The 25398-nt window shown below is 27.2% G+C and carries 25 protein-coding genes; 18 read left to right on the top strand and 7 right to left on the bottom strand.

Annotated features, from left to right (window positions below; genetic code table 11):
* Both EPJ79_RS09635 and EPJ79_RS09630 read left to right on the top strand, forming a co-directional pair.
* The gene (locus tag EPJ79_RS09635) at nt 1–1713 is read left to right on the top strand and encodes a LysM peptidoglycan-binding domain-containing protein (protein WP_147739335.1); all 1713 of its coding nucleotides are present in this window, start codon (nt 1–3) and stop codon (nt 1711–1713) included.
* A 168-nt stretch (nt 1714–1881) separates the two neighbouring features.
* Complete coding sequence (locus EPJ79_RS09630) at nt 1882–3339, top strand: HD-GYP domain-containing protein (protein WP_147739334.1); 1458 nt, start codon at nt 1882–1884, stop codon at nt 3337–3339.
* 10 nt (nt 3340–3349) lie between these two features.
* Here the strand turns inward: EPJ79_RS09630 and EPJ79_RS09625 are convergent, their stop codons facing one another.
* Both EPJ79_RS09625 and EPJ79_RS09620 read right to left on the bottom strand, forming a co-directional pair.
* Nucleotides 3350–3670, bottom strand: a complete 321-nt coding sequence (locus EPJ79_RS09625) for a hypothetical protein (protein WP_147739333.1) — start codon at nt 3668–3670, stop codon at nt 3350–3352.
* A 5-nt stretch (nt 3671–3675) separates the two neighbouring features.
* Nucleotides 3676–4152 carry a chemotaxis protein CheX gene (locus tag EPJ79_RS09620; protein ID WP_021958115.1) on the bottom strand — a complete coding sequence of 159 codons (477 nt, stop codon included), beginning with the start codon at nt 4150–4152 and terminating at the stop codon, nt 3676–3678.
* A 494-nt stretch (nt 4153–4646) separates the two neighbouring features.
* On the opposite strand from EPJ79_RS09620, the gene EPJ79_RS09615 reads away from it, so the two are divergent.
* Both EPJ79_RS09615 and fabD read left to right on the top strand, forming a co-directional pair.
* Nucleotides 4647–6653: a hypothetical protein gene (locus tag EPJ79_RS09615; protein WP_147739332.1), complete on the top strand. Its 2007-nt coding sequence runs from the start codon at nt 4647–4649 to the stop codon at nt 6651–6653.
* 114 nt (nt 6654–6767) lie between these two features.
* Nucleotides 6768–7685 (top strand): ACP S-malonyltransferase, encoded by a 918-nt coding sequence (fabD, locus tag EPJ79_RS09610; RefSeq protein ID WP_147739331.1) that lies wholly within the window; start codon nt 6768–6770, stop codon nt 7683–7685.
* A 104-nt stretch (nt 7686–7789) separates the two neighbouring features.
* Here the strand turns inward: fabD and ahpC are convergent, their stop codons facing one another.
* Nucleotides 7790–8356 carry an alkyl hydroperoxide reductase subunit C gene (gene ahpC / locus EPJ79_RS09605; protein WP_021959619.1) on the bottom strand — a complete coding sequence of 189 codons (567 nt, stop codon included), beginning with the start codon at nt 8354–8356 and terminating at the stop codon, nt 7790–7792.
* Nucleotides 8357–8673: 317 nt separating this feature from the next.
* Here ahpC and EPJ79_RS09600 point away from each other — a divergent pair, with 317 nt between their 5' ends.
* On the top strand, nt 8674–9219 hold the full coding sequence (locus EPJ79_RS09600; protein WP_147739330.1) for a DUF2271 domain-containing protein: 546 nt from the start codon (nt 8674–8676) through the stop codon (nt 9217–9219).
* A gap of 120 nt (nt 9220–9339) precedes the next feature.
* Nucleotides 9340–9738: an ankyrin repeat domain-containing protein gene (locus EPJ79_RS09595; protein ID WP_244289098.1), complete on the top strand. Its 399-nt coding sequence runs from the start codon at nt 9340–9342 to the stop codon at nt 9736–9738.
* Here EPJ79_RS09595 and EPJ79_RS09590 read toward each other — a convergent pair.
* Nucleotides 9735–9974 (bottom strand): hypothetical protein, encoded by a 240-nt coding sequence (locus EPJ79_RS09590; RefSeq protein ID WP_021957566.1) that lies wholly within the window; start codon nt 9972–9974, stop codon nt 9735–9737. The genes EPJ79_RS09595 and EPJ79_RS09590 overlap by 4 nt on opposite strands.
* Before the next feature lie 201 nt (nt 9975–10175).
* Between EPJ79_RS09590 and EPJ79_RS09585 the strand changes: the two genes are divergently transcribed.
* The 4 genes from EPJ79_RS09585 to EPJ79_RS09570 all read left to right on the top strand — a co-directional run bounded on the left by EPJ79_RS09585 (nt 10176) and on the right by EPJ79_RS09570 (nt 15989).
* Nucleotides 10176–11285: a hypothetical protein gene (locus tag EPJ79_RS09585; RefSeq protein WP_147739328.1), complete on the top strand. Its 1110-nt coding sequence runs from the start codon at nt 10176–10178 to the stop codon at nt 11283–11285.
* Between the two features lie 102 nt (nt 11286–11387).
* Entirely contained in the window at nt 11388–13886 is a 2499-nt protein-coding gene (feoB, locus tag EPJ79_RS09580; RefSeq protein ID WP_147739327.1) for a ferrous iron transport protein B, read from the top strand.
* 168 nt (nt 13887–14054) lie between these two features.
* Nucleotides 14055–15182, top strand: coding sequence for a tRNA guanosine(34) transglycosylase Tgt (gene tgt, locus EPJ79_RS09575; RefSeq protein WP_147739326.1), 1128 nt, complete (start codon nt 14055–14057; stop codon nt 15180–15182).
* Nucleotides 15183–15206: 24 nt separating this feature from the next.
* Nucleotides 15207–15989 carry a tetratricopeptide repeat protein gene (locus tag EPJ79_RS09570; protein ID WP_147739325.1) on the top strand — a complete coding sequence of 261 codons (783 nt, stop codon included), beginning with the start codon at nt 15207–15209 and terminating at the stop codon, nt 15987–15989.
* Here EPJ79_RS09570 and EPJ79_RS09565 read toward each other — a convergent pair.
* Complete coding sequence (locus EPJ79_RS09565) at nt 15986–16438, bottom strand: hypothetical protein (RefSeq protein WP_147739324.1); 453 nt, start codon at nt 16436–16438, stop codon at nt 15986–15988. The genes EPJ79_RS09570 and EPJ79_RS09565 overlap by 4 nt on opposite strands.
* Before the next feature lie 202 nt (nt 16439–16640).
* Here EPJ79_RS09565 and EPJ79_RS09560 point away from each other — a divergent pair, with 202 nt between their 5' ends.
* Both EPJ79_RS09560 and EPJ79_RS09555 read left to right on the top strand, forming a co-directional pair.
* Complete coding sequence (locus EPJ79_RS09560; protein ID WP_147739323.1) at nt 16641–16979, top strand: HIT domain-containing protein; 339 nt, start codon at nt 16641–16643, stop codon at nt 16977–16979.
* Between the two features lie 25 nt (nt 16980–17004).
* Nucleotides 17005–17805 carry a TatD family hydrolase gene (locus EPJ79_RS09555; protein ID WP_147739322.1) on the top strand — a complete coding sequence of 267 codons (801 nt, stop codon included), beginning with the start codon at nt 17005–17007 and terminating at the stop codon, nt 17803–17805.
* A gap of 28 nt (nt 17806–17833) precedes the next feature.
* Here EPJ79_RS09555 and EPJ79_RS09550 read toward each other — a convergent pair whose 3' ends face one another.
* Nucleotides 17834–18466 carry a hypothetical protein gene (locus EPJ79_RS09550; protein ID WP_147739321.1) on the bottom strand — a complete coding sequence of 211 codons (633 nt, stop codon included), beginning with the start codon at nt 18464–18466 and terminating at the stop codon, nt 17834–17836.
* A gap of 54 nt (nt 18467–18520) precedes the next feature.
* On the opposite strand from EPJ79_RS09550, the gene EPJ79_RS09545 reads away from it, so the two are divergent.
* From EPJ79_RS09545 to EPJ79_RS09530, 4 genes are read left to right on the top strand one after another with little or no spacing between them, the layout of a single operon-like run.
* Complete coding sequence (locus EPJ79_RS09545; RefSeq protein ID WP_147739320.1) at nt 18521–19270, top strand: hypothetical protein; 750 nt, start codon at nt 18521–18523, stop codon at nt 19268–19270.
* Between the two features lie 2 nt (nt 19271–19272).
* On the top strand, nt 19273–20148 hold the full coding sequence (truB, locus tag EPJ79_RS09540) for a tRNA pseudouridine(55) synthase TruB (protein ID WP_147739319.1): 876 nt from the start codon (nt 19273–19275) through the stop codon (nt 20146–20148).
* A 47-nt stretch (nt 20149–20195) separates the two neighbouring features.
* Nucleotides 20196–20876, top strand: a complete 681-nt coding sequence (locus EPJ79_RS09535; protein ID WP_147739318.1) for a cytidylyltransferase domain-containing protein — start codon at nt 20196–20198, stop codon at nt 20874–20876.
* The gene (locus EPJ79_RS09530) at nt 20869–21231 is read left to right on the top strand and encodes a GIY-YIG nuclease family protein (RefSeq protein ID WP_147739317.1); all 363 of its coding nucleotides are present in this window, start codon (nt 20869–20871) and stop codon (nt 21229–21231) included. The genes EPJ79_RS09535 and EPJ79_RS09530 overlap by 8 nt, the downstream gene beginning before the upstream one ends.
* A gap of 161 nt (nt 21232–21392) precedes the next feature.
* Here EPJ79_RS09530 and EPJ79_RS09525 read toward each other — a convergent pair whose 3' ends face one another.
* A complete protein-coding gene (locus tag EPJ79_RS09525) occupies nt 21393–22091 on the bottom strand; it encodes a response regulator (protein ID WP_147739316.1) in 699 nt (232 codons plus the stop codon).
* Nucleotides 22092–22273: 182 nt separating this feature from the next.
* Here EPJ79_RS09525 and mgtE point away from each other — a divergent pair, with 182 nt between their 5' ends.
* Together mgtE and EPJ79_RS09515 are read left to right on the top strand one after the other, a co-directional pair.
* Nucleotides 22274–23614, top strand: a complete 1341-nt coding sequence (gene mgtE, locus EPJ79_RS09520) for a magnesium transporter (RefSeq protein ID WP_147739315.1) — start codon at nt 22274–22276, stop codon at nt 23612–23614.
* A gap of 137 nt (nt 23615–23751) precedes the next feature.
* On the top strand, nt 23752–25383 hold the full coding sequence (locus EPJ79_RS09515) for an ankyrin repeat domain-containing protein (protein ID WP_147739314.1): 1632 nt from the start codon (nt 23752–23754) through the stop codon (nt 25381–25383).
* Nucleotides 25384–25398 lie beyond the last annotated feature (15 nt).

The following is a 25398-nucleotide window of genomic DNA, read 5'->3' as shown; positions in this document are numbered from 1 at the left end:
ATGATAAAAACGAATAATATTTTTAAAATTTTTTTAGGATTATCTATATCTTATTCTTTATTTGGAGCAAATTATATAAATTATAAAGTAGAAAACGGAGATAGTTTATACGGAATTGCATTTTCGCATGGAATGTCGGCAAGCGAATTTTTAAAATTGAACAACATAGAAGATGCTGATAAATATAATCTTAAAATTGGCGAGACTCTTAAAGTTAAAGAAAAAGAATATAGTTTAGTTTTTGATTCGGTAAATAAATCTTACGCTTTTGATGTCGATAAATCGAAATCTTACAAAAATTATAAAGTAAAAAGTGGAGATACAATTTTAGGAATTGCATTTTCTCATGGAATGTCGGCAAGTGAATTCTGCGCTATAAATAATATAAAAGATTTTAATAAATATAATCTCAAAGTAGGCGAAACATTAAAAGTGGCAAATAATAATATTGAAAAAGTTTCGTTTGAAGAAAATAAAAAAAATTCTATAGAAAAAAATTCGGATAATTCGGTTAATAGAAATTCAATAGAAAATATAAAAAAAGAAATTAACAATCAAAAAACTGAAGATAATTTTGAATTATACACAGTTAGAAGCGGAGATACGCTTTTTGGAATCGCTTTCGACAACGATATTCCCGTTAGCGATTTTTTAAGAATAAATAATATAGAAGAGCCTTTAAAATATAAATTAAAAATCGGAGAGAAATTAAAAATATATGCCAAAAAAAATAAAAATAATACGATAGACGATAAAAAAATAATTTCTGTTTATAAAGTTAAAAAAGGAGATACGCTTTTAGCAATAGCTGCAAATAATTCAATGTCTTTAAATCAATTATTAGAATTAAACGGCTTGAATAGAAATTATTTATTAAAAATAGGCGATAGCATAAAAATTTATAATAAAGTTAATTTGAATTTAAATAATAATCAAAATCAACCATCAAACGAAGTAAAAAGAGAATATAGAAAAATTGAAGATTATAAAATTAAAAAAGGCGATACTTTAAGCGAAATAGCGGTTGCTAAAGGAATGGATTTAGTAGAAATATATTCTTTAAACGGATTAAACGAAAAATCAATAATTAAAGTTGACGAAATAATAAAAGTTTATGCGGAAAGAGAGAAAAAAACTACTTTGGTTAATTCTTCTTATTCTGTTAAAAAAGGAGATACTTTATATTCTATTGCAAGAAATCATAAAATGGTTTTGGCGGATTTATTAAAATTAAACGATATAAAAGATTTGAATAATTATACTTTGCAAGCTGGAGCTTCTTTAAAAGTTCAAATATTAAAAACTATTTATACAGACTTTGACGATTTGCCTGAAAGTTCTTTTATTTTTCCATATAGAGGAAGCATAGTTTCAAAATACGGAACGGATGAAAATAATTTAGCAAATAGAGGAATAATTATATCTGGAAAAGCTGGAGATAAAATAGTCGCTTCCGATTACGGAATAGTTGAATATTCTGATAATATAAGAGGTTTTGGAAAAGTAATTATTATAAAACATAAAAACGGTTATAATACGGCATACGCTTATTTGTCGGATATAAAAGTTAAAGCTGGAGATATTGTTAATAAAGGAGATTATATAGGAAATATAGGAGATTCTGAAATTATTGGAAATAAAAGTCGATTATATTTTAAAATCTCTTATTTAGGAATGTCTATAGACCCTTTAAGATTGCTTCCGAAAGGTTAATAAATTATTATTAATGCAAATATTTATATAAATAAAAACCAAAAACATGATTAATCGCTTCGTATAAAATAATCTTTTAATTATTTAAATTTTTTTAAAATATTATATACTTTAATTATAATTAATATAAATTTTTAATATATAAATTTTGAGAGGGAATAATATAAAATGAATATAAATATTGAAGAAATAACTAGTAAATTTGAAGAATTAAATTTAAATGAAGTCAACGATATTAAAGATTATTTAATATCTCATAATATTCCTTTATTTAGATTGGATAGAGAAAAAGGCATAGTAGAATTTAATACCGAACAGTTAAGTCTTATATTAGATAATCCTAAATACGCTAATATTAAACTATATATTCCTAAAAATTTTAAAGTTTTTGTTCAAGAGTTTAAAACCATAAAAGAAAATGCAAAAGCAAATTTATTAAATTCAAATTATAAGTTTAAGACGCCGAAAGAATGCGAAGAAGAACTTGACAAGAGAATAAAAGAAATCGGCAAAATGACTTATAAGGATAAACTCAGCATTATAGAAACCCATGATAAAGAACTTAAAGAAGTTAAAGTAGACGAAAAACATGTTATAAATAAAAATACCGCTCAAAGAATAGTAAACGCGGGAAACGATGTCGGACTTATAGCTAAAGTTACAATGTTTGAAAGTATGAAGAAAATTAAAGATAATGAAATATCTCAAGACCAGGCGAAAATTGAAAATCAGGAAATTACGGAAACTACAAGCTCTTTAGTTACTACAATAGTTAATATGCTTTCTTATAATACGGAAACTCAAAAAGTTTTTACAGAGTTAAGAAATTATTCGGATGGCGGAGTAATGGCGCATTCAAATAGAGTTTTTATTTCTTATGTTAATTTTTTAACTTTCTATAATAATTTAGTTAATAGAAGACAGCTTGTGCATAAAATAAGAACGACATATCAAAAGATTTATAAAAAACATTATGATAAAATGGTAGAAAACCTTGACGGCAAATATAGATTATACGATAATTTAGAAACGGTTGAAGATGCGATAGACCAAGGAATTAAAAGCGTTGAAGAAAAAGAAATGTATTCGTATTCCGTTGGAGCTTTGCTTCATGATGTCGGAAAAGTTAAAGATTTGGATTATTTTGAAAGCGGGGAAGGAAGAGATTACGAGAGAATAAAAAAACATTTATTTAACAGTTATAAACTTGTAAGTCAAACTTCAGAATATCCTTTAGAAGTTATATTAACAGTCGCATTGCATCATGAATATTACGGTTTGGGATATGGACCTTATGAGAAATTGCATAAATTAAAAGTTGAAAAATATGCAAGCTTTCAAATACCGAGAATAATGTCTTATGACGCTAAAGCTATAGACGAATGCGAGGCTTTCGCTTATTTTCCCGCTAAAATGCTTGAAATTATAGATGTGTATGACGCTTTAATGGACCCAGCGAGAAAATATAGAGGCGGAAAAACTTTCACGCCCGAAGAATCGCTTAATATAATGAGAGAAGAGTTTATTGAAAAGCATTTAAAATTAGACCCGATTTTATACGATGTTTTTGTTGAGTTTTTAAGCAATTCAATAGAAAAAGATTTAATGTCGTCAAAATTGAATTAATTTTATAGAATTAAACTTTAAGTTTTTGTTTTTTTGATAAAAGCCTTATTAAATATTTAAGTTCGTATTTTGAATAAAAATCTTTCGCCATAATTATTCCTCTTTTATTAAAAAAAGAAAAATAATTATATTGTTCGAGAGTTTTTATAAGAGAAAGAAAATTATCTTTGTCTAACTTAAAAATATTTGCAACTTCTTCCGCAGAATAAAGTTTATCTTCAAAAAAATATTTTCTTAAAAATCGATTTGATTTTTTTATTATAATTATTTTGTCAATAATAAATTTTAATAATAAAACTAAAATAAATAATAATATAAAAAATTTAATCATTAAGTTTAAGATTTCGATTGATTAAATAAAATTAGATTCATAAATATATCGCCGAATTCGGTTTTATAATTAATCGAAAGTATTTTATCATTTTCTTTTTCAAGCATAGCTATCTGCTCGCTCATAAGAATAGCTGGAGGAGTCATATCCAAATCAATATGTTTTGTGTATAAATCGTTTATAGCGCTTCCCGCAACCATATTTACAAATTCTTTTATCGTTGAAACAAATATATCGTCTATAATCGTAATCGACTCGGAATTGAGAGCGGATGCTAATTTGAAAGCGGTTGATTTGCTCATATTAAACATTAATCTTCCGCTTAAATCTCCTGTAATTCCTATAAAAACTATAACTCCGCCGACATGATTAGCGTTTCTATATATTCTCACATCGCCTTTAAGCACTTTTGAATTAAAATAACTTTTCAATATTATCACAGTGCCTTTGCTGAAAGCGTTTACAACATCTAAATCAAACATATTAATACCCACTTTTTTAATTATTCGTTCGTTAAAATATTTATATAAATTATCGGAAATTAACAACGATATATTGATATTATATTAAGAATAAAAAAAATTATCAATATAAAATTAATTTTTATTTGTATAGTTTTTGCAAGTGAAAGTTTTTTATAATTTTTTACTTCTACCAATTTTTTAATTTTTTGTTAAAACACTTGATAATTTTTTTTAATATTGTATAATATTTATATGATTTTGGTAGTTTATAATATCTTGTTGACGCTCGTCAATCGTCAATCGTCAATCGTCAATCGTCAATCGTCAATCGTCAATCGTCAATCGTCAATCGTCAATCGTCAATCGTCAATCGTCAATCGTCAATCGTCAATCGTCAATCGTCAATTAATTTTTATTGCAAATTTTTATCGTCTATATTTATCAATTATTTTAAGTATAGTTTTTTACTTATTCAATTTTATCTTAAATAATTCTATAAACGATTATTAAATATGTTAGCAAACAATAAAATATTTCGTTTATTATTAATACTTATATGCGTATTTGCAATATCTGCTAGAATTTATTGGGCTTCTCAACAAAATGAATTAGACCAAGACGAATATTATACGATTTTGGCTGCAAACAATAAAACCAATATTTTAGGAAATAATTTTAAAGACTTTATTAGCGATTTTTCAAATATTAGCGGAAAGGAATTATATAAAATCATTTTCTTTGGGGACAAAAGCATTAAAGATTGTTTGGACGATATAGTAGCCTTATATAAAAATAGCAAAGACCCTTATATTTCAAATTTATATTATTCGTTATTTAGGCTTTCGTTTATCGGAAGAGAAGTTATAGACAAAAAGAATATAATTATTACGGGAACTGTTTTAAATTGTTTACTATTTATAATTTCTTTTATTTTTATATACAAACTTTTAAAATATGTTTTTGAAGACAACAGAGAAATAATACTCGGAAGTATTTTTTGTATATCTCTTATGCCTTCATCAATAACTTTTGCGATGTTTTTAAGAGCGTATCAAATACAAGAAACTTTTTTTATTATTATAACTTATATAGTTTTATCGACAATTTCTGAAAATAAATACTCTATTAAAAATTTTATTTTAACTACTATAATAGCGGGCATTTGTTATATAACTCAATTTTCTTCATTACTATTTGTATTGATACTTTCCACTATGTTATTCTATAATTTTTTAATTTCAAATAAAGAAAAATTTCATTTGAATAATTTATTAAATTTCAGTATTTCAAATAAAATAAAAAATATTTTAATAAAAGTATGGTTTGCTTTAATAATAATATTTGTCGTTTCAATATCTATTTTATTTATTTTAGGAATTCAATATAGAAAATCCGACTTAAATATAATAAACGAAAATAATTTTGGAGATTATAAACATATTTATGCAAGAATTAATTTTAAAAATCAATTATTTAGAGCCAACGATTTATATCAAATAAAAAATGTAAATATTAACGGGGATAAAGTATTGGATTATAATTTTCATTCTTTAGGATATGTCAATTTAAAAGTAAAAAATGACGCTCTAAATAATTTTTCAGTTTCTTATAATTTAAAAATAAATAATAAAATATACGAATTGCCAATAATATTATGCATATTAATATTTTTAATTTTATTTTATAAAATAGGTTCAAATAATTTAGAAATAAAAAACTATAAAATTATACTTTATTACGCGGGAATATTTTTATTAGCTTTATTTATATCTCAATTATTATGCTCAAATTTCTTTAATTCAATGTTTAACGCCAATTCAAGAGCTGGACGAAGTCTAAATTATAATTCGGATGTTATAGGATATATAAATAGAATATCTTTTAATGGTTTATTTATATTTTTTATAATATCATCTTTATTATATTTATATTTCAAAAGAAACGATTTGAATATAATAATAGATAAAAAGAAATTCAATATTTTGCTTTTTGTATCTATTTTAGGAAGCTTTTTCGCTTTTTTTGGAAATATGCTTGCTCCTTTTCGTTATGCAAGATATTCCGCCGTTTCGTATATTCTAATATTTTTATTTGTTCCGTTGTTTTTATCGATAATTGAAAATAAAAAAATTAGAATATTTATTTTGGCTATTTTATGCATAATTTATTTATATAATATAACCAATCCAAAAAGATTTGACTTTTTTGAAGTTAATAATACTGAAAAATATTTTGACGAAAATCTAAATGTTTATTTATATAAAGAAATATTTTACGCTTATAATCTTTATTATTTGAATCAAAATTTAAACTATACTATTATAGATAATCAAAATAGTTTTGAAAATAAATTAGAAATCGATAATTACGATAAATTTTATTTAATCTATCCTTTTTATTCTGACGAATATTCCAATTATAAAGAAGAAATAAATAGCATATTGTCGAATAAATATAATATTCTCGATATTAACGAAATGAACGGAAATATTATTCTAAAAATAGAAAAGATTAAATAAACTATTTTATAACAAAATTAAACCTTGATAAAACTTTATTTTATTGTTATATTTTATTAACAGATTATTTTTAATTGATTTATAAATTTTAATAATATTTAAGGAGAATATAACATGTCAAATATAGCTTTTTTATTTCCAGGACAAGGCTCTCAAACTGCGGGAATGGGAAAATCTTTATACGATAATATTGCAGAATCAAAAGAAATTTTCGATAAAGCTGCAAATATTTTAAGCGATATAGATATTAAGGCTTTATGTTTTGAAGGAACGGAAGAAGATTTAAAGAAAACGGAAAATACTCAACCCGCTTTGGTTACGGTTGGAATTGCAGTTTATAAGGCTTTAGAGTCCAAAAATATAAAAGGCGATTTTTTCGCTGGGCATAGTTTAGGCGAGATTACAGCGTTATGCGCTGCAGATTATATAACTTTTGAAGACGCCGTAAAAATTGCGAGAGAGAGAGGACTTCTTATGGCAAAGGCTGGCTCTGACGCTCCTTATGGAATGGCTGCCGTTTTAGGATTAAATTACGAGGGTGTAGTTAAATGTATGCCTGAAAATAAAGAGGTTGTAGCCGCTAATTATAATTTGAAAGACCAAATTGTTATATCTGGTTTATCGAAAGCTATCGAAGATATAACTCCGAAAATTCAAGAGGCGGGAGCAAAAAGAGTAATGCCTTTAAAAGTATCGGGCGCTTTTCACTCTCCTTTTATGAAACCTGCAGCCGACAGTTTAAAAGAATTTTTAGAAAATATAAAATTTAATAATTCTAAAAATAAAGTTTTTTCAAATGTCACAGCCGAAATTCATTCTTTTGATTCTATAAAAGAAAATTTATATAAGCAAATGTTTTCTACAGTTAAATGGTTTGACAGTATGATTAATATGCAAAAATTGGGAATAACTAAAATATACGAATGCGGACCTGGTAAAGTATTAACGGGAATGAGTAAAAAAATCGCTCCCGATATTGAAGCGGTTTCAGTTTTCGATATTGATTCTTTAAACTCTGCGGTAAATAATTAATTAAATATTAAAAATCATAATAAAAAAGAGAGAGAACAAAATCTCCCTCTTTTTTTAACTTAATCAAAACTTAAAGTTTCAAACTATTCATTTAAACTCGATTATTAGATTTTTCCAACCAAATCGATTCCTGGTTTTAGAGTTTTAGAGCCTGGTTTCCATTTTGCAGGACAAACTTCTCCGCCATGTTCGGCAACATATTGAGCCGCTTGAACTTTTCTTAATAATTCGTTAGCGTCTCTTCCTATTCCCATGTCGTGAATTTCGTAAGCTTTAATTTCTCCTTGAGGACTAACTATAAAGCTTCCTCTTAAAGCCTGTCCAGCGTCTTCAACCAATACTCCAAAAAATCTTGCCAATATTCCCGTAGGGTCGCCAAGCATTGGATATTTAATTTTTTTGATTGTGTCCGAAGCGTCCGCCCAAGCTTTATGAACGAAATGAGTGTCTTCTGAAACGGAATAGATTTCGCAGTTAATTTTTTTGAACTCGTCATAAGTGTCCGCTAAATCGCCCAATTCCGTAGGACATACAAAAGTAAAGTCTGCAGGATAAAAGAAGAATACGCTCCATTTACCCAATACATCGCTTTTTGAAACTTCTTTAAACTCTCCATTTTGGTAAGCTTGAACTTTAAAATCGATAAGTCTTTGATTTATTAATGAACTCATTTATAACTCCTTTTGTTTATTTGTTGTTCGTTTTTTCTAACATAAATAATACAATAGATAATAAATCTTGTCAAGTAAAAAAAGATACAAATTAAGAAAAATTATTAAAAACATTTGATAATTATACGAATAAATATAAATTATAATATAAAATATTTTAAATTTATTTAATAAATATTTAATAATAATTAAAATCATAATTTTTTTATTGATAATTATTATTTAAATTATATTAAAAATACGCTATTATAATATAGTTTTTTATTTAAAAAATTATATAATAATCATATTAAATAAAATTGGAGGAAATAAATATTATGAAGAAAATTCTTATTACAATATTTGCTTTATTTATAACGGCGTCTTTTGAATACGCTCAAAATAGAAAAACTGTGCAAATTAATTTTGATTATACAAAAAGAGGCGGATTTGCAAGCAATCAAATAGCCGTTTGGGTTGAGGATGCGAAAGGAAATTATATTAAAACGATTTATATAACCGATTTTACGGGAAGGAGAGAAGGTTGGAAAAAAAGAGAATATTCTTTATCGAATTGGCAGAGAAAAGCAAACGCTATTAATATGAATCAGGATGAAATAGACGCTGTATCTGAAGCGACTCCAAAAGAAGGAAATATAAATATAATTTGGGATTGCAAAGATAATAACGGAAATTTTGTAAGAGATGGAAATTATAAAATAGTAGTGGAAGCTACGATATATCAAGATAATAATGTTTTATATACCGCAGAAATAAATATAGGAGATAAAGCAAATTCTAAAATTGCTATACCTAAATATTCAAAAACTGGCGCTAAAGATATAGATATAATAAAAAATGTAAAAGTGAGTTTTAATCCTTAAATAAAAGTTTTTATTTTAGAATTAAATATTTTTTAGAGAGTTTAAAAAATTATGAGCTTAAATACTTTAATAATAGTTATTATATTCGTAATAATAATTTCATTGCCCATATTAAAAAAAATGTTTAAGAATATAAGAATAGACAATTCAAGCAATATACATACGGCTTGTTTATACGGCGATTTAAGAAAGATTAGAGAATTTTTAAACTCGGGAATAAATATCAACTCAAAAGATTTTGGCAATAAAACTCCTTTAATGTATGCCGCAGAAGACGGAGCGACTGAAATAATAGATTATTTGCTTAAAAACGGAGCGAATATTAACGACATAGATATTAGAGGAGACAGTTCTTTAATAATAGCTTTGAAAAATAATAATATAAAAGCCGCTAAATTTCTTATAGAAAGAGGAGCGGATTTATCTATAATAAACGAAGAAGATAAAACCGCCCTAACTATCGCAAAAGATATTGACTCTAAAGAGATTATAGAATTAATTAATATAAAAACTAATTAACTATTATTATAACTTCTTGTTATATTTGTAGAGCCGCATATAGGACAATTTGAAACCGAATCCTCTATAATATCGTCAATTTGGCTCAAATCATCATTTTCCGATATATTAATTTCTTTTTCGTCAACAGCCCAAAAATTAAAGCAGTCTTTACAATAAAAATGAATTAAATATTCTCTGTAAGTCGGATAATTGCCTTCAATTTTTCTGTATCCGTCTATTATATTACGCGCCATAATACTCTCCAAATTCTTTGAAATTTCTCTATTTATAATTTAGTAATTTTTTATAAAAAGTCAACAAAAAATTTAAAATTATTAACTCTTTATAAATATTATAACAGTATAAACCGAAATTAATAAAATATTATAATTTATTTTTTTATAAAATATGATATAATAATTTTTACATTTTTCAATAATTTAATAGGATTTATTATGAAACGCATAATTATTTTAATTATTTCATATATGAGCGTAGTAATTCAATTATACTGCGATACGACAGTAGATTTTAGATTATTTACAAGTTCATACGCATATAACGGAGAAAATACTTGTTGGGAATATACGAGAACAACTTTAACATATTTTGAAAATTTTACGGCGGGCGATTTTGATATACAATTTAACGATTTGATAAATTTGAAAATTGGCGTTTCCGTATTTTTTCCTTTTACTTCAGAATTGCCAAAAGGAATAAGATTTTTTCCTATAGTTACAATGCAAATTTCAAATGAATATGTATCTTTCAGAATGGGAACTCTTACGGGCGGACATAATTTACCTGCGCCAATAAGAGACCCTTTAATAGATATGACGCCCGTAGTTAGGTCGACTCCCGATAATACTTTAATAGCTAAAGGACCAGAAAGCTATAAATATGACGAGCCTTTTACTCATGGATTTTACGAATACGGCGCTTCTTTTGAATGGTTTAAGGCGGGAGGAAGAGGCGAATTATATATGAATTGGCAAATACAACATAACGCTAAACATAGAGAAAGATTTGATGTCGGAGTAATTTATTGGTTAGATTTTATAAATCTATGGACGCCTTATATTGCTCTTCATTATTGGCATAATGGAGGACATGAATATCCTCTTGTTGCGGGAACGCCTGCAATTACTGAAAATTATACGGGAGCGGTAGGAATTAATAGCAAACAATTATCTATACTTTATATGATGTCTTATAATATACCCGACAGAGATAATAATGTAACGAAATTCGGACATGGATTATTTTTAAGAGGAAATATTCCCGTTCTTAATTGGTTTGAAATAGAGCCTATCGCTTTTGTTTCATTCTTTTATATAAATAGAAAACATCAATTTATAAGTGTTGAGGGCGACCCTTTTTATAGAGTTCCTTTTTATTTTGGATTAAATATTAAAAGAGAATTTGTATTTGAAAATGGAATATCTCTAACTTTGGCTTTAAATAACGGATTATTTTTAACCGAAGATAATAAAGTTGGCGGAAGATACGACCAGGAATTAAAATTTGATTTTACATATCTTGTCCCAATAAAGACAAATAAATAAAATTTCGACTTTTAAAAATTTTAATTTTTTTAATTTAAACTATTGACAAATATCTTACTTTGTGTTAGAATATACAAACAATTTAATAACAAGGAGTATATTATGAAGTTAACCGAACTAGAAATAGAAGAAGGTTTTGTGGTAGATAAAGTCGCCACCGAAGGAGAAATTAGGCAAAGGATTATCGAGATGGGTTTTACGCCAGGAGCTAAAGGATGGATTGTCAGAAAAGCGCCACTCGGAGACCCGATTGAAGTTCATATAATGGACTATGAAATATCTTTAAGAAATTCCGAAGCTAAAGGAATCGAAGTTTCAAAATCGGAGGTAGAAATTAAAAAAGATAGAATTTTAAAATCTTCCGATACGAAAAAAGAAAAATTAGAATTAGATTCTAATTTAATTGAAAACAGAGAAGATATTTACAAAAAAACTAAAGTTCCTTCAAATAACACAAAATTAAAAGTGGCTATAGCGGGAAATCCAAACTGCGGAAAAACAACAATATTCAACGCTCTTACAGGAGCAAATTATAAAGTCGCAAATTATCCAGGCGTTACAGTCGAAAGAAGAGAAAAAGATATGGTTTATAACGGCTATACTTACGATTTGATTGACTTGCCAGGAGTTTATAGTTTAAGCGCTTACTCTCAAGATGAAGTTGTTGCCTGCGATGTTTTATTAAACGAGAAGCCCGATTTTATAATCGATGTTATAGACGCTACGAATTTAGAAAGAAATCTTTATTTGACTTTACAACTTATTGAATTAGGAATTCCTATTGTATGCGTTCTTAATATGTATGAGTTTGCCGAAAAAGACGGAATCAAAATAAATGAAAAATCTCTTACAGAACTTTTAAAATTGCCCGTTTTAAAAATTTACGGAAGCAAATACGAAAGCGTTTTACTAATTTTAGATAAAATAGAAGATATGTATAAATCGGGAAATAAATTGGATAAAGACGCGGCGATGCAATACGGCGAGACGGTAGAAAAATCGATTAAAACGATAACCGACAATATGCAAGGAGATTTAAGCGATTTGCATAAAAGATGGCTTGCTATTAAAACTTTGGAAAAAGACGAAAGAGCGATTCATTCGATAAGAAGAGAATGCTCAAACGGCGGAGAGGTAATAGAAACGGTTAATAAAGAAATAATAAAATTAGAATCTTCCGAAAATGCAAAATCAGATTCGATTATGGCGGATAAAAGATATTCTTATATAAGAGGAGCTTTGCAAGAGGCGGTTAAAAAAGACAATATAAGAGCGTTTAATTTTACAGAAGCGGCGGATGTGGTATTCTTAAATAAATGGCTTGGAATTCCTATATTTTTAGCGGTTATTTGGCTAATATTTTACGCCACATTTACTCTCGGCGCTTATCCTCAAGGATGGATAGAAAGCGGACTCGGTTTATTATCCGATGCAGTCGGAGGATTATTGCCAGAAGGAAGTTTAATTCAGTCTTTGGTTGTTGACGGAATTATAGGAGGCGTTGGAGCGATTTTGTCATTCTTCCCTTTAGTGCTTATATTGTTTGTAGGAATTTCATTTTTAGAAGATTGCGGTTATATGGCAAGAGCGGCTTTTTTAATGGATAAAGTGATGCATAGATTGGGTTTGCATGGGCAATCGTTTATTCCTTTATTTTTAGGTTTCGGTTGTAGCATTCCCGCGACAATGGCGGCAAGAACTTTGAGAAATAAAAAAGACAGAATAGTAACCGTTTTAATAACTACATTTATGAGTTGTGGCGCAAGAGTTCCCGTATTCGTTTTATTTACGGCGGCTTTCTTTCCAAATAATGCTCCTACGGTTATGTTTAGTATCTATATAATCGGCGTTATAATCGGCTTTATAGTGGCGTTTGTATTGAGAAAAGCTTTATTTAAGGGAGAAGAAACTCCTTTTGTTATGGAACTTCCTCCTTATAGAGTGCCAAGAGCGAAAGCTATTTTAAGGCATATGTTTGATAGAGGTTGGATGTATATAAAGAAAGCGGGAACTTATGTATTTGCAGCGTCAGTAATAATATGGGCGCTTATGACTTTCCCTCAATATGAGCCAAACGAACAGGAAGAAGTTTCATTAAGAGAACAAGCGATTTCTATAGCGTCCGAACAAGGATTAGATATTGAAGACGAAGAAGTTATTAATACGGAATACGAAAGATTATTATCGGCTGAAACTTTAGAAAAAACCTACGGAGGACAAATAGGAAAATTCGTTGAACCTGTTATGAAACCTTTAGGATTCGATTGGAGAATAGGAATAGCTTTGGTTGCGGGAGGCGCGGCTAAAGAAGTCTTGGTTTCAACTATAGCACAAATTAAGGCTATAGAGTTTGACGAAGAAGACACTTCAACTTTAGAGGAATCTCTCCAAAACGACCCCGTATTTAATCATTGGATAAAAGCATATACTTTAATGTTATTCGTTTTGCTTTATTTCCCTTGCTTTGCGGCAATCGGAGTTATGGGAGCGGAGATTGGCAATAAATGGATACCGTTTATTGTAGTTTATACTCTCGCTGTGGCTTGGATTGTAAGTTTTGTATTCTATCAAATAGCGGGAAGGATAGCAGGGATTATATAAATTAAAATAAGTTAAATAATTTAAATATATTTAAAGCTCAAGTTTTAAACTTGGGCTTTTTTTATTTGATTAATATAAACAATTATAAAAAATAAAGATTTGATATTTATTAATTTTTATATAAAATGTATCTTAATTTTAAATTAAATATTTAATAAAAGGTTTAATATGTCTTTTTCTTTTAAGGTTTTAAAATCGTCTTCTTCTACTTTAGCAAGACTTGGAAAAATAGAAATTAATGGAATTGAAATAGACACTCCCGTTTTTATGCCCGTTGGAACTAAAGCTACAGTAAAGGCATTAACTCCCGCTATGATAGAAGAGAGCGAAAGTAAAATAATACTTGCAAATACTTATCATTTGATTCTTAAACCTAGTTTAGAAGTTATAAAAAAATTCGGCGGAGTTAAAAAATTTATGGCTTGGAAAGGAGCTATGCTAACCGATTCGGGCGGATTTCAAGTTTTTTCTTTGGCAAAATTAAGAAATATAAACGATAACGGAGTGGAATTTAATTCTCATATAGACGGAACTAAATATTTTTTTACTCCAAAATCTGTAATTGAAGCGGAACATATAATCGGAGCTGATTTTATAATGTGCCTTGACGAATGCTCAAAACATGACGAGGGTTATAAATATGTTAAAGAAGCTATGGAGCGAACTCATAAATGGGCAAAAGAATGCAAAGAATATCATGATAATTCTCAAAATAGAGAATGGCAATATTTAGGAGGAATAATTCAAGGCGGAATGTTTGACGATTTAAGAAAAATAAGCGCGGAAACTTTAACTGAAATGAATTTTCCTTTTTATGCAATCGGCGGGCTTTCGGTTGGCGAAACTCCCGAAAAAATGCATGAAGTTTTATCAAAAGTTATGCCTTATACAAATAAAGAAAAACCAAGATATTTAATGGGCGTGAGCGAACCAAGAGATATTTTAAATTCGGTTATGGAAGGAATAGATATGTTCGATTGCGTAATGCCTACTCGAAACGCAAGAAACGGAGAGGCTTTTACTATGGATGGAATTATAAGAATAAGAAATTCAAAATACAGAATGGACGATGCCGTTTTAGAGAAAGAATGCGATTGTTATACTTGTAAAAATTTTTCAAAAGCATATTTAAATCATTTGGATAAAACGCATGAAATTCTTTTTTCAATTTTAATGACTATTCATAATATTAGATTTATGCAAAGATTTATGCATGATTTAAGACTTTCTATAGAAAATGATAATTTTTCCGACTATAGAAATAATATGATGAAAAAATTTTATAAAATAAATTAGAGTAAAAAATTAAGAGAGTTTAAAATGAGCGAAAATAATAACGATATAAAATCTTTATCAAAACTTGCAGAAAAATGCATTAAAGATAAAAATTTTGAAGAAGCAAAAAATTATTATAAAACTATATTGGAAAACGAACCTGAAAATTTAGAGGCTTTATATATCGTAGGTTTTTTATGCATGAAAAATAATTTATACGAAGACTCTTTAGAATATTTTAATAGATTTATAAATATTAAAAATGATAATCCTTTTGTTTACGAATATATGGGAATAATGGACGAAACGAACAGAACGGAATATTTTAATAAAGCTATTGAAATTAACGACAATATTAAAACGGTAAGAAAAGATTATTCAAGATATATTTATATAGCTTTTAAGTCTTATCAATGGGGAGAATACGATATATCTTTAAATTACACGAATTATATTTATAATGCAAGACAAATAAACACAATCGCTAATCTGCTCGGATGCATTTATTATAAGAAAGGCGATTACGATAAAGCGCTTTCTTTATTTCATGATTTAAATTTTATTTACGAAAAAAATAATGTTTATGTTTTATGCAATATAGCTTCATGCTACAGAAAGAAAAATAGCAATAATATGGCGATTAGATATTTAGAAAAAGCAAAAGAAATAGACGATAATAACAAATTAATATATTATAATATAGCTTCAATATACGGCGATTTGGGAGATAAAAAATTAGCTTTAGAAAATATCAATAAAGCTTTATCAATCGATAACGATTATAATGACGCTATTAAATTAAAAGAATATATAAATAATTTGGATTAAGTTTTTTTTTTATTTTCTTTTGTAGCGGGTTCGTAAAAATATAAAGCGAGTATAGTTTGAATAGGAAACATTGTAATCGCTTCTATAAACATGCTTATTCTTCTTATTGTTAAAAAAAGATTATTTTTCATTACGAATATATTTAATATATAAAGTATTTTTGTCGTGGCAAAACATAAAAATAATAATATTATTAAAAAATAAGGAAGACTATTTGCAGCGGGCAAAAGATTAATATATTTCGGAGTTTGATTATTATTTGCATTTTTTATAAAAAGAAATATTGCAAATAAATAAATAAAAGAAAAAATTATATCTAAAATTATAGTTATTAATTCGGCGTTTTTGCGAGATATTTCGGGATATAAAACCGCTCCACAGAAAGAGCATTTTTTGGCATATTTATCGTTTATCGATTTGCAAGATTTACATTTAATGGTTTTCGCCATATTTAAAAAATCTCCTTAAATTAATTGTAATTAATTATATTTTTTATTAAAAAATTGTCAAATGATTTGTATTATTTGTATTTATAGAAATTTATTTTTATATAACGAAACAATTAAATTCAAATAAATAAACTATAGATTAATTTTTAATTCTAATTTATACTATACTAAAATTATAAATTCTTAATTAAAGGAAAATATTATGCAAAATAATAATTACGATAAAGACTGCATTTTTTGTAAAATAATAAACGGAGAAATTCCTTCAAAATTTATAAAAGAAAATGAATATTGCGTTGTATTTGCAGATTTGCATCCGAAGGCGAAAGTTCATTTATTGGTTGTTCCTAAAAAACATTTTAAAGATATTATGAAAACGGAAGAATTTTATATAAATAAAATTTTTGAAACTATAAAAAAAGTCGCTAAAGAGAAAAATTTATCGTCTTTTAGAATAATAAATAATTGCGGAAAGGGTGCGGGACAATCTGTTTTTCATGTTCATTTTCATGTTCTTTCGGGCGATAATTTAAAAGAATAAAAATTAAAAATAATTTGGAGTAAAAATGATAGACAGCCATTGCCATCTAACATTAATATCAAAAAAGAGTAAAGAGTTAATAGAAGTTATACAAAGAGCGAATCAATCTGGAATATTATATTTTGTCGATATCGGAGTTCATCCAAGCGATATAGACGAGAGAATGTTTATATTGTCAGAAGCGGAAGGAGTCTTTTTAAGCATAGGATATTATCCCGATTATGCGAAAGAAAATAACGAGCATACTATAAAAGCGTTTGAATTAAAAATAAAAACTTTGAATAAAAATAAATTAAAGAAAAAATCCGTTTACGCTGTCGGAGAGATTGGACTCGATTATTATCACAATTCGGAAAATAAAAAAGAGCAGAGAGAATTTTTTAGTAGTTTATGCGAAGTTGCAAAAAGAGTGGAATTGCCAATTTTGATTCATAGCAGAGATGCGTTTAAAGACACATTTCAAATCTTAAAAGAAGCCGATATTCCAAAAAGAGGATTATTCCATTGTTTCAGCGGAAATGTCGAAGAGGCTAAAATCGCATTGGATTTGGGCTACACTCTTTCTTTTTCGGGAGCGGTGACTTATCTTAAAAACGATTTTATAAGAGAAGCTGCAAAATATGTTCCAAAAGATATGTTTACTATAGAAACGGACGCTCCTTATTTAACGCCGCAAAAAGTAAGAGGACGCGCAAACGAACCTTCTTTTATACCTTATACTGTTGAAGTTTTAGCCGAAGCGCGAAAAGAAAATAAAGAAGATATTATGAGAGCGGCTTTAGAAAATGCGGTTAGAGTTTTAGAATTGCCTATAAATTTATTATAATTTTTATTTTTAAATTTTATTATTTGATTTAATTTATTTCAGTTTCAATTACTACATTATAATCGTTTGAGCTATAACTTTCTTCGATTATATAAGCTTTATTTGTCAATTCCGAAGATTTATTTGCGTCAATTCCGCTTTCAATCAATATTTTGTATAACGATTCATAAGCTCTGCCTAAAGCGTTTTGAGTTAACATTTGTCTCGTATAAGCGTTTAATTTTGCATTTTCAGAAATTTCTATAGAAGCATTCGCCCTAATTTTAGAATCAATAAATCCTTCTTTTTTCATTTTCTCTAAACTTTCGACAACATTTTTATATAATTTTTCGTCATTAATTTTTATTTTGGTAAAAAATTTATCGTCTTTTTTGTATTCTTTTATAATAGCTCTTTTTTCAAAATCGATTAAATTATCGTCCTTCAATGCGAAAGCTATTATATTATAATCGTTTCTGTTAATTAAATTTGCCGTTTGATTTGCAATATAAAAATATATTTGATTTATCGCTTTTTCTTTGCTCGCTTCAAAACTTAAATCGCTTGATGATTTTGAATATAAAATTCCTTTTTGCAAATTATTATTTTTGCAGGAAAATAAAATTAATAGAATAATTTTAATAAAAATAAAAGAAATAAAATACAACTTGTTTTTTTTCATAATTTATTTATAATACATTGTTTTATAAAATAATCAATATAAACGGAGATATGATTGAAAATTAAAATATCCGACATATTATTTCTATCGTTTTTAATTTCTTTTTTAATATTTTCATGCAAGAAAGAAGAAGATAATTTACTTGAAGATATGGCTTATTTGGATAAATCTTATATTGAAACTTTGCTCGATATTAGAGACAATAGAAATATAAAACAAAGCATAGAAAGATTTATGATTAATTGGAGCGGTTTTAAGAAAAAATATTATAATATAAACGAAGAAGACCCGCAATGGAAAACCGATTTCGACACTTTGCAAGACATATTAATAAGTTCGCATTATTATATTATAAGCGGAGAAGATAAAAGCGCGGGTTATTCTATATTTCATGATATTAAATATGTTTTGTCGGATTTGAGAAAAAGAAATAATATAGATTGGTTTTTTGATAATTTAAACTCTATTTATAAATTAAGTTATAGACTCGGAGAATTATCAAAAGTGTATATTGGAAATAATGTTAATTTGTCTTTAGAAGAAAAAGAAAAACTTATAATGGTTTATTATTTATTAAATTCCGCCATCGAAACTACTATTGAAGAATTTGATAAAAGTAATATTTTTTTACTGCGATTAAATCAAGCTAGATTAGAAGCTATAAAACATAATATTAACGCTATCAATAATTTAAAACAATCTATTGGAAACGATATAGCCTCAAATATTTATAAGAATATAGCTAGCTTATGCAATAATATGCTCAATATATATTTTAATACAATTCAAATAATGAAAGGCTGATAATGAAAGGATTTTTAATAGCAAATAAACCCGCGGGCATAACTTCTTTTGATGTAATAAAAAAATTAAAACCGATTTTAAAAGAAAAGAAAATTGGACATGTGGGAACTTTAGACCCTTTTGCTAAAGGAGTTTTAATTTTGGCTTTTGGAAGATATACGAAATTATTTTTTTTATTTGACGATATGCCTAAAGAATATATGGCGGTTGGAGTTTTTGGAGAAAGCAGAGATACGGACGATATTAACGGAAATATTTTAAAAGTTGCAGATAAAAAAAATATTTTAAGTTTTGCCGAACTTGAAAATATTATTAAGAAAAATTTTCACGGAAATATAATTCAAAAACCGCCGATTTTCAGCGCAAAAAGAATAAACGGACAGCGAGCCTACAATATGGCGAGAGAAAATATTGATTTTGAAATTAAAAGCGTCAATGTTTGCGTAAACGATATAGAATTATTGGAATATAATTATCCTTTTTTTAAAATTAAAACTTCGGTTAGCAAGGGAACTTATATAAGAGCGATTATAAGAGATATTGGCGAGATAACGGGAAATTTTGCTTATACAAAAGAATTAATTAGAATGGCAATCGGAGATTTTAGTTTAGATAAAGCAAGCGATTTAAATAATATTTCAAGTAAAAATATATTGTCTTTTTTTGATATGTTTAAAAATATTGATAAAAAAATTATAGAAAACGAAAAAACTATAAAACAAATTCTTTGCGGAAATACAAAAATGATTGAGAATTTTGATTTTACTTATATAAAGAATAAATATTTAGCTTTGATTGATAAAAATAATAATTTAATCGCGTTAATAGAAAAAGAAAATATAAACGGAAAAAATATATTTGCATTTATTAATTCGTAAAATTATTTTTTATAATTGATTTTAAAATTTTTAAAAGGATTTTTAAAATGAAAAAAATTATTATTATCCTTGCTTCAAGAATCGGCTCTACAAGACTTCCAAAAAAGGCTTTGAAACCTATGGCAAATTGCGATTCCATGCTTGAGCTTATTATAAAGAGATTAAGAAGTTCTAAAAAAGCGCATAATATTGTCGTGGCAACTGAAGAAAAATCTTATAATGAATTTAAAAATATTTTTGAAAAACTAAAATGCGATTATTTTATCGGAAGCGAAAACGATGTTTTAGATAGATATACTAAAGCCTCTGAAAAATTCAAGGCGGATATTATAGTGAGAGCTACGGGAGATAATCCTCTTGTCAGCGTGAAAGCTTTGGATATGATTGTCGATTATCATATAAAAAATAATGCCGATTTAAGCTATTATGATGCGCTTCCTTATGGCAGCGGAGTCGAAGTTATAAATTATCAAGCTTTGAAATATGCAAACGATAATTCAAAATATATGCACGAGCATGAACATATTACTCAATTTCATTATAGAAACTCGGATAAATTTAAAATTGAAAATCCGAAAGTAAGCGAAGAGTTAGCAATGCCAGAATTAAGAACAACGGTAGACACGATTGAAGATTATAAAAATATTTGTGCTTTATTTGAAAAATATAATAATGATATTTATATTGATATTGATACAATTATAAAAGATATAAGAGAAAATGAATAATTATTTTGTATATATAATTTTATGCGAAAACGATTCTTTTTATACGGGAATCACAAACGATTTGATAAAGAGATTTGATAAACATAAAAGAAGAAAGGGAGCGAATTATACTAAAATGCATAAACCTTTAAAATATATTTCAGTTTGGGAAGTTGAAAATATTAATTTGGCTTTGAAAATAGAATATTATATAAAAACAAAATCTAAAAATATAAAAACTTTATTTATAGAAAATAATAAATTATTGAAAAAATATTTTAACGAAGAGAAAAAACAAAATATTAAAATAAAAAGTATGAATAAAAATAAATTGAATAAAATAAATAAAATCTTAAACGAAGAGAATAAAAAATAAACCGCTTTTGTGGGATGAACAAAGCGGCTTATTACAAATATAGTTATTGGGGGGTAGTCCAATCAACTATATATATTATCGTATTTGCCGTTATTAAACTTTAATAATTTTATTTTATAAATATCAAGATAAATATTATTTTAAGAATAAAAATATTTAATTTATAATTTTTCTAAATGTTTATCATGAACCAATTTGCATATTAATTTTAAATTGAATAAAGATACATAAGTGAAATTTCCGCTGTATTCTTCTCCGCTTTTATCGATTATGCTTATAGATAAATTTAAAGTATAAGGTCCTATATATATTGAAGCGTTGTCAATTACTCCGCTTAAATTTATACCGCTATCATTAGGAATAAATTTCAATCCGACTGCCGATAATTCGGTTAATGTCGCATGGAGAATTCTGTTATTTTTATCGTCTCTAAAAACCAACTCGGAATTGTCAAAATCTTTTGTTGTCATATATTTTAATTTTTTAGGTTTTAAATTCGCTTTATCTATTATTGTATTAAATCTTGACAAAAAATCTTTTTCATTGAAAGGCTTTAATAAAAAACCGATTGCGCCTTTTTCAAGCAAATTTGTCATAATTTCTTTACTTGTTTCGTCTATATGAGCGATAATATTAATTCCTTTATATCTGTCGTCAGTATAAATTGCTTCAATTATATTATTCATCTCTCCGTCATCTTCTTCAATATCGATAACGGCTATAGAAAAAGGTCTTTTCCCGAGCGTTCTCAATATATGTTTTTTTTCTCTTAACGCTACTACATCGTAACCTGCCATAATTAATATTGCCATCATGCTTTCTCTTATTTTTGTATTCGATTCGTAAATTAATATTCTCATAAATTTGCCTAAATAAAGAATTATATATTTTTGTATTATACTATAGAAATAATTAAAATCAATAAATACTTTCATATATTATTATTTAATTAATCTATAATCTTAATAATAACTTAAATTATAAATATTGCTTTATACAAAACTTTAATATATACTTCAAAAAATAGTTTGGTTGGTGAAATATGCTTAAAGAACTTTTGAAGCCAGAAATAGAAGATTTGATAGAAGAAGAACAGTGGGGCGATATAAGAGACACATTGATATTATGGCAGGAAGTTGAAACCGCCGATTTAATAACATCGTTAAAGTCAGAATACAAATATAAAATATTTAGCATTCTTCCAAAAGAATATTATACTAAAGTTTTTCCAGAATTAACGGCTATAGACCAGCAGAAAATAATAGAAAATATGAGCGAAAGCGATATTGCAGCATTGCTTGAAAATATAAGTCCAGACGATAGAACATATTTTTTAGAATCTATTCCCGAAGAGATGTCTCAAAAAATATTAAAATTATTAGGAAGCGAAGAGAGGGAAATTGCTTCTTGGCTTTTAGCTTATCCCGAAGGAAGCGTTGGAAGAATGATGACGCCAGAATATATAGCGATAAAACCCGATTGGACTGTTGAAGAAGCTTTTGAATATGTGAGAAGCAATATTGAAGAATCCGAAACTTATACTACTATATATGTTTTAGATTCTAAAAAAACTTTAATAGGTTCGATAGCGATAAGAAAATTATTCTTTACGGATAAAAATACTTTAATATCCGATATAATGAATAATTGTCCTTATATATCCGCTTACGAAGATAGAGAAGAAGCCGTTGATATAATAAAGAAATATAATTTGCATTCTTTGGCTGTGGTAAACGATAGGCATTCTATGATTGGAATTGTAACTATAGACGATATATTTGATGTCGCTCAAGAAGAATATAGCGAAGATTTTCACAAAATGGCGGGAATAAATCAATTTGACGACAATTTAAAAATCACGCCGATAACCGTAATATATAAAAAAAGAATATTATGGCTTATGGCTTTGGTTTTTGTAAATTTATTTTCGGGAGGAATAATTAGCGCTTTTCAAACGACTATACAAAAACATATAATATTAGTAGTATTTCTGCCTTTATTAATAGGAAGCGGCGGAAATGCGGGAAGTCAATCCGCGACTTTAGTAATTCGTTCTTTAGCGGTAGGCGATGTAACATTAAAAGATTGGTTTTATATGCTTTCAAAAGAAATGATTGTCGCGTCAATATTAGGATTAAGCATGGCTTTGGGAGGTTATATTTTAGGAATAATTAGAGGAGGGCTTGAGATTGCTTCTATAGTCGCTATGTCAATGTTTAGTATAGTTTTTATAGGAAGCATAATAGGAATTACTCTGCCTTTTATTTTAACTAAATTTAAAATCGACCCTGCGATAAGCGGAGCGCCAGTTTTAACTTCAATTTGCGATATAGCGGGAACTGCGATTTATTGCTCTATAGCTTCTATATATTTTCTTCTTTAAGATTAAATATAGAATTTATTTAAAAAATATAAATTTAACATAATTTTTAACGCTTAAAAATTTGAAGTTTTATAATAAATACTATATAATAAAAATTATATAATGTAATTTTAACAATCTAATAAAAGGGAATAATAATGAGAGAGATAGAAATCGAACTTCATGAAGCGGCTGCTCATAATAAAGCGTCTGTAGTTAAAATATTACTAAAAAATAAAAATATAGATATTAATTTGCCTAATGTATTGGGACTTACTCCTTTAACTCATGCGGCTAAATTAGGGCATATCGAAATAGTAAAAATACTTTTAGACGCGGGAGCGGATATTAATAAACAAGACAAATTATTTATAACTCCTTTAATGAACGCTTCGGCGAGGGGACATTTTGATATAGCGAAATTATTGATTGAAAGAGGAGCGGATGTAAATATAAGCAATGTAAACTGCGAAACGGCTTTGCATTATGCATGTTCGGAAGATTATTTTAATATAATAAAATTGCTTATTGAAAATAAAGCCAATGTAAATGTTAAAACCGATATAAGTATGACGCCTCTTATGTATGCTTGTCAGAAATCCGATTTTGAAGCCGTAAAATTTTTAATAGACAACGGAGCTAATCTTGACGATGAAGATATGTATGAAGAGAGCGTTTTATCTTATGCAATTGCAAGCGGAAATATCGATATAGTGGAATATATAATTAATAAAGGAAATTTGAAAATTCCAAGATATTCTTTAACGATAGCGGCTATAAGCGGCAATTTATCTTTAGTTCATTATATTCATCAAAGATTGGGAAATAAAAAAGAAAATGTTTTTTCAAGCGCTTTTGTTTCTGCAGCTCATAATGGATTTTTAGATATTGTAAGATATTTCTTTGCAGATTCAAAAAAAGAAGCTCCAAAAGCGATGGCAATGGCCGCATCTGCGGGACATAAACATATCGTAGAATATTTATTAATGAACGGTATCTCGCCTAACGGAGTTTCTGACGAAGGCAAAACGCCATTAATTTATGCAATCGAAATTTCAAATAACGAATTAATAGATATTTTAATAAATTATAAAGCCGATATAAATAAAGCGGATGACGATTATAGAACGCCTTTAATGTATGCGGCTTTTCAAGGAAAGGTTGAAATAGCGGAAAAACTTTTAGATAAAAAAGCGGATATTAAAGCGGTGGATAGCATAGGAAGAAGCGCTATGGTTCATGCTATAATAATGGGAAATATCGATATTATAGAATTATTAAGAAGTAGAGGATATTCTTTAACAAATAAAAGTTCAAATAATATAACTCCTTTAATGTGGGCGATTATATACGACAATTTGAAATCGGTTAAATATTTGATTCAGGATAATATAAAAGTTTTGGATGAAAAAGATGTTAACGGATGGAATGCTTTTATGTTTGCATGCGCAAAAGGTTATTTGGATATCGTTCAATATATATTAAAATTATCTCCGAATATTATAAATAAAAAAAGCAATAATAAAGAAACAGCCTTAATTATAGCTGCAGACAATGGCAAAGCTAATATAGTTCAATATTTGCTCGATAACGGCGCTTTAAATCAAATAGAAGACAAAACCGTAAACGGATTTAGCGCTTTATATTTGGCTTCGGAATACGGACATATAGAAGTTTGCGATATATTATTAAACTATTATGATGAAAAAGGGCGTGAAAAAGTATATAAAGTTGCAAAAGAAAAAGGCGATAAAGAAATACTTAAATTGATTCAAAAGAAATCAAAATAGATTAAAAATCAAATC

Origin of the sequence: Brachyspira aalborgi, assembly GCF_008016455.1 — a bacterium.
Classification (GTDB): Bacteria; Spirochaetota; Brachyspiria; order Brachyspirales; family Brachyspiraceae; genus Brachyspira; species Brachyspira aalborgi.
This window is presented reverse-complemented; position numbering and strand designations above follow the sequence as displayed.

Bases quoted from the DNA above. Each gene is read 5' to 3' on its own strand.
- EPJ79_RS09635 (WP_147739335.1), top strand. From the start codon at position 1: ATGATAAAAACGAATAATATTTTTAAAATTTTTTTAGGATTATCTATA.
- EPJ79_RS09630 (WP_147739334.1), top strand. From the start codon at position 1,882: ATGAATATAAATATTGAAGAAATAACTAGTAAATTTGAAGAATTAAAT.
- EPJ79_RS09625 (WP_147739333.1), bottom strand. From the start codon at position 3,670: ATGATTAAATTTTTTATATTATTATTTATTTTAGTTTTATTATTAAAA.
- EPJ79_RS09620 (WP_021958115.1), bottom strand. From the start codon at position 4,152: ATGTTTGATTTAGATGTTGTAAACGCTTTCAGCAAAGGCACTGTGATA.
- EPJ79_RS09615 (WP_147739332.1), top strand. From the start codon at position 4,647: ATGTTAGCAAACAATAAAATATTTCGTTTATTATTAATACTTATATGC.
- fabD (WP_147739331.1), top strand. From the start codon at position 6,768: ATGTCAAATATAGCTTTTTTATTTCCAGGACAAGGCTCTCAAACTGCG.
- ahpC (WP_021959619.1), bottom strand. From the start codon at position 8,356: ATGAGTTCATTAATAAATCAAAGACTTATCGATTTTAAAGTTCAAGCT.
- EPJ79_RS09600 (WP_147739330.1), top strand. From the start codon at position 8,674: ATGAAGAAAATTCTTATTACAATATTTGCTTTATTTATAACGGCGTCT.
- EPJ79_RS09595 (WP_244289098.1), top strand. From the start codon at position 9,340: ATGTTTAAGAATATAAGAATAGACAATTCAAGCAATATACATACGGCT.
- EPJ79_RS09590 (WP_021957566.1), bottom strand. From the start codon at position 9,974: ATGGCGCGTAATATAATAGACGGATACAGAAAAATTGAAGGCAATTAT.
- EPJ79_RS09585 (WP_147739328.1), top strand. From the start codon at position 10,176: ATGAAACGCATAATTATTTTAATTATTTCATATATGAGCGTAGTAATT.
- feoB (WP_147739327.1), top strand. From the start codon at position 11,388: ATGAAGTTAACCGAACTAGAAATAGAAGAAGGTTTTGTGGTAGATAAA.
- tgt (WP_147739326.1), top strand. From the start codon at position 14,055: ATGTCTTTTTCTTTTAAGGTTTTAAAATCGTCTTCTTCTACTTTAGCA.
- EPJ79_RS09570 (WP_147739325.1), top strand. From the start codon at position 15,207: ATGAGCGAAAATAATAACGATATAAAATCTTTATCAAAACTTGCAGAA.
- EPJ79_RS09565 (WP_147739324.1), bottom strand. From the start codon at position 16,438: ATGGCGAAAACCATTAAATGTAAATCTTGCAAATCGATAAACGATAAA.
- EPJ79_RS09560 (WP_147739323.1), top strand. From the start codon at position 16,641: ATGCAAAATAATAATTACGATAAAGACTGCATTTTTTGTAAAATAATA.
- EPJ79_RS09555 (WP_147739322.1), top strand. From the start codon at position 17,005: ATGATAGACAGCCATTGCCATCTAACATTAATATCAAAAAAGAGTAAA.
- EPJ79_RS09550 (WP_147739321.1), bottom strand. From the start codon at position 18,466: ATGAAAAAAAACAAGTTGTATTTTATTTCTTTTATTTTTATTAAAATT.
- truB (WP_147739319.1), top strand. From the start codon at position 19,273: ATGAAAGGATTTTTAATAGCAAATAAACCCGCGGGCATAACTTCTTTT.
- EPJ79_RS09535 (WP_147739318.1), top strand. From the start codon at position 20,196: ATGAAAAAAATTATTATTATCCTTGCTTCAAGAATCGGCTCTACAAGA.
- EPJ79_RS09530 (WP_147739317.1), top strand. From the start codon at position 20,869: ATGAATAATTATTTTGTATATATAATTTTATGCGAAAACGATTCTTTT.
- EPJ79_RS09525 (WP_147739316.1), bottom strand. From the start codon at position 22,091: ATGAGAATATTAATTTACGAATCGAATACAAAAATAAGAGAAAGCATG.
- mgtE (WP_147739315.1), top strand. From the start codon at position 22,274: ATGCTTAAAGAACTTTTGAAGCCAGAAATAGAAGATTTGATAGAAGAA.
- EPJ79_RS09515 (WP_147739314.1), top strand. From the start codon at position 23,752: ATGAGAGAGATAGAAATCGAACTTCATGAAGCGGCTGCTCATAATAAA.